This window comes from Guyparkeria sp. SB14A, from assembly GCF_005096345.1.
In the GTDB taxonomy this organism is placed as follows: domain Bacteria; phylum Pseudomonadota; class Gammaproteobacteria; order Halothiobacillales; family Halothiobacillaceae; genus Guyparkeria; species Guyparkeria hydrothermalis.
This window is the reverse complement of the sequence record NZ_SWAW01000043.1, coordinates 1-8,710: the sequence shown is the minus strand read 5'-3', so window position 1 is coordinate 8,710 and position 8,710 is coordinate 1. Positions and strand designations below refer to the sequence as shown.

Here is an 8,710-nt window from a genome sequence, read left to right as displayed (position 1 = left end):
GACGGATGCTCGAGCCGGAGGCCATCGCGGGGGGCATCCTCGAGGCCCTGCCGCGCCAGGGCGGTCGGGACCTGGCGGGACAACGGGTGGTGGTCACCGCGGCCGGCACCCGCGAGCCGATCGATCCGGTGCGCTTCATTGCCAATCGCTCGTCCGGGCGCATGGGGTTCGCCATCGCCGCCGAGGCCGCCCGCCGCGGCGCGACCGTGACGCTGATCGCCGGCCCGTCGACCCTGGCCACCCCATCGGGCGTGACACGGGTCGACGTCGAGACGGCCGCCGACATGCAGGCGGCGGTCGAGGCGATCGAGTCGATGGATATTTTCGTCGGCGCCGCCGCGGTGGCCGACTACCGCGTCGCGGCACCCGCCGACCACAAGCTCAAGAAGGACGGCGAGCCGTTGCGCCTGGAGCTGGTGCCCAACCCCGACATCATCCGTGGCGTGGCCGCGCGCGCCGACCGGCCGTTCGTCATCGGGTTTGCCGCCGAGACCGAGCATGTGCGCGAGCATGCGGCCACCAAGCGCGTGGCCAAGGGCATGGATCTCATCTGTGCCAACGAGGTGGGCGAGGGCCGGGGCTTCGACCGGCCGGACAATGCCTTGCTGCTCCTGTGGGAGGGCGGTGAGCGCGACTTGGCGCAGGCGGACAAACGCCACCTCGCCGGCGAGATATTCGACACCTATCACCAGATAAAACAGGATTGAGACGATGCATCGCGTTGAGGTCAAATGGCTCGACCCCCGACTGGGCAACGAGATTCCGCGCCCGGACTACGCCACCGACGGTTCGGCTGGTCTGGACCTGCGCGCCTGCCTCGACGAGCCGCTGACGCTCGCGTCCGGCCAGACCGAGCTGGTGCCCACCGGCATGGCGATCCATCTCGGTGACCCGGAGCTCGCGGCGATGATCCTGCCGCGCTCGGGACTGGGCCACAAGCACGGCATCGTACTCGGCAACCTGGTGGGGCTGATCGACTCGGACTACCAGGGCCAGTTGTTCGTCTCGGTGTGGAACCGCGGCGACAGTCCGTTCACCGTCGAGGTGGGCGAGCGCATTGCCCAGCTGGTGGTCGTGCCCGTGGTGCAGGTGGCCTTCGAGGCGGTCGACGAGTTCGGCGAGACCGAGCGTGGCACCGGCGGCTTCGGCCACACCGGCCGTTCCTGAGCCCTTCGGCTCGGTCGACCGCGCCGAGCGGTGCCCGGCCTTGTCCCGCCGGTTCCGAATGCCCGTTTTCCCTTAATTTCGCACACAGAGATTCCGACATGCCTCGATTCGACCCCGCCCTGACCGCCGACGTGCTGATGGAGGCGCTGCCCTACATCCAGCGCCTGTTCGACAAGACCGTGGTGATCAAGTTTGGCGGCAACGCCATGGTCGACGAAGAGCTCAAGGACGCCTTCGCCCGCAACATCGTGCTCTTGAAGCAGGTGGGCCTGAACCCGGTGATCGTTCACGGTGGCGGGCCGCAGATCAACCAGGTGCTGGAAAGGCTGGGCAAGCAGGGCGAGTTCATCGAGGGCATGCGGGTCACCGACCGCGAGACCATGGACGTGGTGCAGATGGTGCTCGGCGGGCTGGTCAACAAGGACATCGTCGCCCTGATCAACCGCCACGGCGGCCGGGCCGTGGGCCTGACCGGCCGCGACGCGGGCCTGGTGCGCGCCCGCAAGCTCAAGGTGACGCGCAAGAACCCGGAATTCGACGAGCCCGAGATCATCGACATCGGCCACGTCGGCGAGGTCGCCTCCATCGACGCCGGCATCCTGCGCACGCTGGACGCCTCGGACGTCATTCCCGTGATCGCGCCGATCGGCGTGGGCGAGGACGGCGAGGCCTACAACATCAACGCCGACGTGGTGGCGAGCAAGGTCGCCCAGGTGCTCGAGGCGGAAAAACTGCTGCTGCTGACCAACATCGCCGGGGTGCTGGACAAGGAGGGCAAGCTCTTGACCGGGCTGACCGCCGGTGACGTCGAGGCCCTGATCGAGGACGGCACCATCTACGGCGGCATGCTGCCCAAGATCAATTTCGCGCTCGATGCCGTGCGCGGCGGGGTCAAGACGGTGCAGATCATCGACGGGCGTGTGCCGCACGCCGTGCTGCTCGAGCTGCTCACCGACCAGGGGGTCGGCACGCTGATCCGGGGCTGACCCGGCGAACCTCGCGGCCAGCGTGTTCGGTTGGCATTAGCCGTTCGACCGGAGCTCGCGCAGGCGCTTGAGGTCGGCCTCGAACTCTTCCGCCAGTGCCTCGCGCTCCGCGCGCACCTCGATCACCGCCTGTTTCATCCGTTCGAGATCACGTGCATACCCCGGGTCGTCGTGCCCGGCATCGATGTTCGCCTGCATCCGCTGGATCGAGCCTTCCATCTGCGCAATGCGTGCGTCCATCCGCTCGAGGCGCTGATCGCGTGCCTGCTTCAGGTCCGCCTCGCTGCTGTACAGCGACAGCAGGATCCGGTCGCGCTCGGCCTGGGCGCGCGCCTGGCGCTCGGCGCGCTCCGCGGCCTCTTCTGCCGCTGCCTCGCGTGCCTTTTCCTCGGCCGTCTTGCGTGGCGCGACCTCGCGGACGACCGCGCCCGTATGCGGGTCGATCACCTGGTAACCGTTGGCGGCCGCGCCGGAGGGCAGGGTGTCGCTGAATTGCAGGTTGCCGTCGCCGTTCACCCAGCGATAGGTGACGTCGGCGGCCTGCAAGGCCAGGCCCGGAAGCAGGGTGAGCGCGAGACCGGCCAGAATGGCGCGATGGCGGACCTGCATGCTGATCTCCTTGTGTCCAAGATGGCTACGACCGGCCTGGTCGCAGGGTCAGAAAGTGACAATGCGCCCTCCCCGTAGGGACTCCCGACAGAGATGGCGCGTTCACTTGGACACGTTTGCAAGCACGATGCCAGTTGGCCAGAGCGGTGGGCCAGGCTAGAGGGGGTGGTCGATCCGGGCGTCAATCCTGACCGCGCGGCGCGAGTCCCAGCGCCACCCACAGCCCTGACAGCCCCATGCTCAGCCCGACGAACCAGAAGCCCGCCTCGATGCCGCCGGTGAGCGTCGCCACCAGCCCCAGCGCCAGCGCGCCCACGGCATAGCCGAAGTCGCGCCAGAAGCGGTACACGCCCAGGATGCCGGCGCGCTCGACCGGCTCGCAGTGGTCGGCCACCGCCGCCCCCAGGGTGGGGTAGAGCATCGCCATGCCCACGCCGGTCACTGCCAGCGCCAGTCCCCAGGCCCAGGCCGAGTGGGTCAGGACGATCGCGATGATCCCCGCCCCGCAGAGCCACATGCCCCAGGTGATCAGGCCACGCCGACCGAGCTTGTCCGAGGCCGGCCCGGTGATCAGCTGGCCGGCACCCCAGACCACGCCGTAGATACCCACCAGGAAACCGGTCGTCACCAGATCCGCGCCGCGGGCGACCAAGAGGATGGGCACGAACAGCCAGATGATGGTGTCGGTGAACTTCTCGACCAGGCCCGCCTGGTTGATCGCTAGCAGGCTGCGATTGCCCCAGGTGGCATGCAGGAAGAAGCCCAGCCCGGAGCGGCGTGCCGGGGCGTTGCCGTTGCCCCGGGTCCGTTGCTGGGCCTTCTGCTGGGCGTGCGCCCAGGGCAGGGTGTCGCGCGCCATCCAGAGGGCCAGCGCCAGGGCCAGCACGATCACGACCAGGCCGAACCAGAACAGGCCCTCGCGCGCCCCGAGCTGTTGGGCGGCAATCGCGGCGAGATAGCCGGCCACCGCCACGCCGCCGTAGCCGGCGAACTCGTTGGCGCCGTTGACCAGCCCGCGCTGGTGGGCGTGGGTTAGGTCCAGCTTGCTGTTGAGCGCCATCGACCAGGCCAGCCCCTGGTTGATGCCCAGGAAGACCGTGGCCAGCAGCACCCAACCCCAGGAATCGGCGATCAGCAGCAGGAACGGCACGGGAATCGCGAACAGCCAGCCGGCTACCAGCACGCGCTTGCGCCCGTACCGGTCCGAAAAGCGCCCGGCGAGCAGGTTGAGCGTGGCCTTGATCACGCCGAAGATCACCACGAAGCTCGCCAACGTGGTGAACGCGCCGGCGGCCAGGCCGAAGTCCGACTCCGAGAGCACCGGCAGCACCGTGCGGGTCATGCCCACCAGCGCGCCGACGAAGAAGACCTGCAGCAGAAACTGGACGAACTGGCCGCGGTTGGCGGCAATGCCGTGGGTGAGATCCCGGTGAGTGATATCCATGGGTTACTCTTGTCCCTTGGGGTGACTTGGTCCCGTGTCGGGGTGTTACACGCCTTGCCGGATGCGGTCCGAGCGAGCGGGCCGAATCGGGCAAGACGCCCCGCGCCATGGCGGGACGTGGTGGGACGACTTACTCGCTTGCTTCCTCGGCTGCCTTCTGGGCCCGGGCATTCGCCTCGAAGCCGCCGGCCTTTTGGAAGCCGGTGAAGCCGTCCTGGAGGATGCGGACGTTGTCCATCCCCGCCAGGCGCAGCATCAGGCCGGCCTGCGCCGACAGCGAGCCGGTATTGCAGTAGACCAGCACCATCTCGTCGCGCGGCAGCTCGTCGCGGCGCTCGAGGATCTGGCGCCATTCGATGTTGATGGCGCCGGGGATGTGGTCTTCCTCGTACTGGCCCGCGTCACGGGTGTCGACGACGGTCATCTGTTCCCACTGTTCCGCCGGGATCTGCTCGGGCCGGATGGTCGCGCCCTGGTAGTCAGCGAACATCACCTAGCCCTCCATGGCATCGATGAGTTCATCGTTTTCCGCCATGACCGGCGAGATGGCGCCGAGGATCAGGCCGCAGGCTATCGCGCTGGCGACCAGGCCGGACTTGTGTGTCGGTGTGATTTTCATGCTGTGTCCCTGTTCCGGTGCGGCATCAGTTGCCGGTGTTGAAGGTGTAGAACGCCTTGATTTCCTCGACCGGCGGCAGCTCGATCGAGGCGATGGTCTCGACGAAATTGCCGCGCTCGCGGATCAGCCCGTTGTTGTGACGCTTCTCGAAGCCCAGCGTGGACATGGGCTTGCCGCTGATGCCGCCACCGCAGACGCTGCCGGCCTGCGCGCCGGCGAGGATCTCGATGTGATCCGGCAGGGAGAGGATCGGGCCGTACAGCGAGTCGTAGAGCTTTTCCGCCATCTCGCGTTCGCGCCCGTGCAGGTCGGGGCGGCCGACGCCGCCGGGAAAGAGCGTGTGTCCGGTGATCAGGAACCACGGCTGGTCGGTGCGCGAGTGGTCGGTCACCAAGAGGCAGATGCTGTCGTCGGTATGTCCCGGGGTGTGCAGCACCTGCGCGCTGACGTTGCCCAGTTCCAGGCGCTCGCCGTGCGCCACGCCGCGGAACGGGTGCTTCACCGGCGCGGATTCATGCAGCACGTATTCCGCGCCGGTGCGCTTGGCCAGCTCCGGGCCGCCCGTCTTGTGATCCGCGTGGACGTGGGTGTCGACCACGAAGGTGATGTCCACGCCCTTCTCCTCGGCCATCTCGACGAAGCGGTCGACGTCATCGAGATGCACGTCGACGGCCATGGCCCGGCCCTTGCCGGTGCAGCCGAACAGATAGGCGAGTGAGCTGAATTCGCAGGGGTGCTGGATCAGGAACATGGGTTGCCCTCCACTGGTGTGTACGGGCATCATTCAATTACTCAATTGAATTAAAGTCAAGCGAGGTCGCGCTGCTTGACAGAAGAATCAATTGACTGATTGAATCATTGCCGGCTGTCTTGCCGGCTTGCGGTGGCCGCGGTCGAGTGGGCGGTTCTTGCCACGCGTCGCGAGGCGGGATGGCAACGGATCAATGGCCGGACGGCATGGCGCGGATCGGCGTATCAACAAAGATGAGGGCTCGGGTATGGATCCGGCGATTTTCCAGTACCTGCTGTACGTCCTGGTGCTTTCCGTGGTGTTCGGGGCCGCGGCACAATTCACGCGCTTCTGCCTGCTTGGCGGCATGAGCGCCTACATGGGCGAGCGCGACGGCGGACGCATGGCCGTCTACCTGGGTGCGATCGGCGTGGCCATCGTGGTGACCACGCTGGTGCAGTGGTTCGCCGCCATCGATCTCGACCAGACCCGGCCGCCCTATCGCACCGCCGATTTCGCCTGGGGGCGCTACCTGATCGGCGGCTTGCTGTTCGGCGCGGGCATGGTGCTCGCCAGGGGCTGCCCGGTGCGCAGCCTGGTGCGGACCTCGCAGGGCAGCCTGCAGGCGCTGGTCGCCATCGTGGTGATGGCGGTGGCGGCCTACGCCATGACGCGCACCAGCCTGTTCCAGACCGCCTTCCTGCCCTGGGTGGGTGCACTGAGCGTCGATCTCACCGCCGTCGGCATCCCGCACCAGGACCTGGCCGCCTTGGTCGGTGGAGGCCCCCTCGTCTACGGCCTGATCGCCGCCGCGCTGGCCGCACTGCTGCTGGCGGTGAGTTGGCGCTGGCTGCCGCTGGGCGGCAACGGACTTGCCTGGTTCGGCGTGCTGCTACTCGGCACGGCGGTCGGGCTGGGGTTCTGGGTCACCGGTGGGGCGCCCGGCCAGGCCGCGGACATGGCCTCGATGATGCAGACGATGCCGCAGGAGGGCCTGGGCACCCAGTCGTTCACCTTCAGTGCGCCGCTGGGTGACGTGGTGTATTTCCTGCAGAATGTCGACAACAGCTCCACGATCACCTTCGGCGTGGTGGCGGTGGTCGGCGTGTTCCTTGGCAGCCTCGTCAGCGCGCTGGTGCGGCGCGATGTGCAGTTCTCGGCGCCGCGGGCGATCGGGGAATGGCTGCGCACGGTGATCGGCGCGGCGATGGTCGGGGTCGGCGCCGTGCTGGCGATGGGCTGCACGGTCGGTCACGGCCTGACCGGCCTGTCCACCCTGGCGCTGGGCTCGATCCTGTCGATCGCGTTGATCATGCTGGGCGCGTGGATTACGCTTCGTATCCAGCGCCGCCGCGCCGATGCCGGCTGCGCCGGGTGAGTATCCCGAGAGAGGACCAGGTGACGACGCAACGATTCAAGCAGGATCTCAACGACCAGTTCGCCCGGCTGGGCAAGGTGCTCTCCAACGGGCGCCGGCTGGAGCTGCTCGAGCACCTGGCGCAGGGCGAGCGCTCGGTCGATGGGCTGGCGCGGGTCGCCGGGCTGTCCGTGGCGAACACCTCCCAGCACCTGCAGCGCATGCAGCAGGCGGGGCTGGTGTCCGCGCGCCGCGAGGGCAAGCAGGTGATCTATTCCATTGCCGCCGACGACGTGGTCGAACTGCTGGACGTGTTTCGCCGCGTCGGCGAGCGGCATCTCGCCGAGGTGCGTCAGATGGTCGACGCCCACCTTCACGACAAGGACGCGCTCGAGCCGGTTTCCGCCGAGGAGCTGATCGAGCGCTGCCGCAAGGGGCTGGTGACGCTGATCGACGTGCGCCCGGAAGAGGAATACGAGGCGGGCCATATCCCCGGGGCGATCAACGTCTCGGTCAAGGACCTCGAGCGGCGCATGGCCGAGCTCGACCCCGAGCGCGAGGTGATCGCCTACTGCCGCGGCCCTTACTGCACCTTTTCCTTCGAGGCGGTCGCCCGCCTGCGCGAGGCGGGATTCCAGACCCGGAGGCTGGAGTCGGGCTTCCCGGAGTGGAAGCTCGCCGGCCTGCCCACCAGCATTGACGACACCGAAACCGAACCGCGGACAAGCCGAGTCGAGCCATGACCGAACAGATGCCCCTCCAGAACCTCCGCGCCCACCTCGGGCACTACATCGTCGGCCAGACCGAGCTGGTCGACCGGCTGCTGATCGGCCTGTTGACCGGCGGTCACCTGCTGGTCGAGGGCCTGCCGGGGCTGGCCAAGACCACCGCGATCAAGGCGCTGGCCGAGGGCGTGCATGCCAATTTCAAGCGCATCCAGTTCACCCCGGACCTCCTGCCGGCCGACCTGCTCGGCAACGAGGTCTACCACCCCGAGACCCGCGAATTCACCTTCGAGCCGGGTCCGCTGTTCAACGAGATCGTGCTCGCCGACGAGATCAACCGGGCGCCGGCCAAGGTCCAGTCGGCCCTGCTCGAGGCGATGGCCGAGCGCCAGGTCACGGTCGCCGGCCACAGCCGCGACCTGCCCGAGCTGTTCCTGGTCATGGCCACGCAGAACCCGCTGGAACAGTCGGGCACCTACCCGCTGCCCGAGGCGCAGATGGACCGCTTCATGCTCCACGTGGCCCTCGACTATCCCGAGCGCGAGGACGAGTACGACATCCTCAAGCGCACGCTCGACGGCACGCTCGGGACCAACCCGGTGGGCGAGGCGAAGAACATCACCGTCGACCAGGTGCTCGCCGCGCGCGAGACCGTGCGCCAGGTGCGCTGCGACGAGGCCCTGCAGCACTGGGTGGTCGACGTGGTCGCCGGCACCCGCAAGGTGGGCGAGCTCGACCCGGCCCTCGCCGACCAGGTGCTGGTGGGCGCCTCGCCGCGCGGGGCGCTCGCCTGGGTGCAGGCCGCCCGCGCCGCGGCCTTCCTCGACGGACGTGACTACATCGTCCCCGACGACCTGATCGGGCTGGCCAGGGACGCCCTGCGTCACCGCATCATCCTCGGTCCGCGCGCGATGGTCAGCGGCCTGACCCGCGACGCGGTGATCGACCGGGTGCTCGAGCTGATCCCGGCGCCGTGAAGTCGCGTCGCCTGACAGCGTGGATGTCGCGGTTGGGCGTCCCGTCCCCCGCGCCCGGCGTCTCGCCCCGGCGGCCGGCCGGCATCGCCCCGGAGG

General features: G+C 68.4%; 11 protein-coding genes. 6 read left to right on the top strand and 5 right to left on the bottom strand.

All coding sequences use genetic code 11. The features are described from left to right. The 3 genes from coaBC to argB all read left to right on the top strand — a co-directional run. On the top strand, positions 1-707 hold a 707-nt coding region (gene coaBC, locus FAZ79_RS10725), incomplete at its 5' end, for a bifunctional phosphopantothenoylcysteine decarboxylase/phosphopantothenate--cysteine ligase CoaBC (protein ID WP_136867962.1). 4 nt (positions 708-711) lie between these two features. Beyond that, on the top strand, positions 712-1,167 hold the full coding sequence (gene dut, locus FAZ79_RS10720; protein WP_136867961.1) for a dUTP diphosphatase: 456 nt from the start codon (positions 712-714) through the stop codon (positions 1,165-1,167). 98 nt (positions 1,168-1,265) lie between these two features. Then, positions 1,266-2,153, top strand: a complete 888-nt coding sequence (gene argB, locus FAZ79_RS10715; protein WP_136867960.1) for an acetylglutamate kinase — start codon at positions 1,266-1,268, stop codon at positions 2,151-2,153. Between the two features lie 36 nt (positions 2,154-2,189). On the opposite strand, the gene FAZ79_RS10710 is transcribed toward argB, so the two are convergent. The 5 genes from FAZ79_RS10710 to FAZ79_RS10695 all read right to left on the bottom strand — a co-directional run bounded on the left by FAZ79_RS10710 (position 2,190) and on the right by FAZ79_RS10695 (position 5,576). After that, on the bottom strand, positions 2,190-2,762 hold the full coding sequence (locus FAZ79_RS10710; protein ID WP_136867959.1) for a DUF4124 domain-containing protein: 573 nt from the start codon (positions 2,760-2,762) through the stop codon (positions 2,190-2,192). A 181-nt stretch (positions 2,763-2,943) separates the two neighbouring features. Beyond that, positions 2,944-4,206, bottom strand: coding sequence for an MFS transporter (locus FAZ79_RS10705; protein WP_136867958.1), 1,263 nt, complete (start codon positions 4,204-4,206; stop codon positions 2,944-2,946). 130 nt (positions 4,207-4,336) lie between these two features. Next, entirely contained in the window at positions 4,337-4,696 is a 360-nt protein-coding gene (locus FAZ79_RS10700; protein ID WP_136867957.1) for a rhodanese-like domain-containing protein, read from the bottom strand. Between the two features lie 3 nt (positions 4,697-4,699). Continuing rightward, positions 4,700-4,825: a hypothetical protein gene (locus FAZ79_RS11825; RefSeq protein WP_282097238.1), complete on the bottom strand. Its 126-nt coding sequence runs from the start codon at positions 4,823-4,825 to the stop codon at positions 4,700-4,702. 25 nt (positions 4,826-4,850) lie between these two features. Next, positions 4,851-5,576, bottom strand: a complete 726-nt coding sequence (locus FAZ79_RS10695; protein WP_136867956.1) for an MBL fold metallo-hydrolase — start codon at positions 5,574-5,576, stop codon at positions 4,851-4,853. Between the two features lie 247 nt (positions 5,577-5,823). Here FAZ79_RS10695 and FAZ79_RS10690 point away from each other — a divergent pair, with 247 nt between their 5' ends. From FAZ79_RS10690 to FAZ79_RS10680, 3 genes are read left to right on the top strand one after another with little or no spacing between them, the layout of a single operon-like run. Beyond that, positions 5,824-6,933, top strand: a complete 1,110-nt coding sequence (locus FAZ79_RS10690; RefSeq protein WP_169303685.1) for a YeeE/YedE thiosulfate transporter family protein — start codon at positions 5,824-5,826, stop codon at positions 6,931-6,933. Between the two features lie 20 nt (positions 6,934-6,953). Next, positions 6,954-7,655, top strand: a complete 702-nt coding sequence (locus FAZ79_RS10685) for a metalloregulator ArsR/SmtB family transcription factor (protein ID WP_136867954.1) — start codon at positions 6,954-6,956, stop codon at positions 7,653-7,655. After that, on the top strand, positions 7,652-8,614 hold the full coding sequence (locus FAZ79_RS10680; protein ID WP_136867953.1) for a MoxR family ATPase: 963 nt from the start codon (positions 7,652-7,654) through the stop codon (positions 8,612-8,614). Before FAZ79_RS10685 ends, FAZ79_RS10680 begins: the two co-directional genes overlap by 4 nt. Positions 8,615-8,710 lie beyond the last annotated feature (96 nt).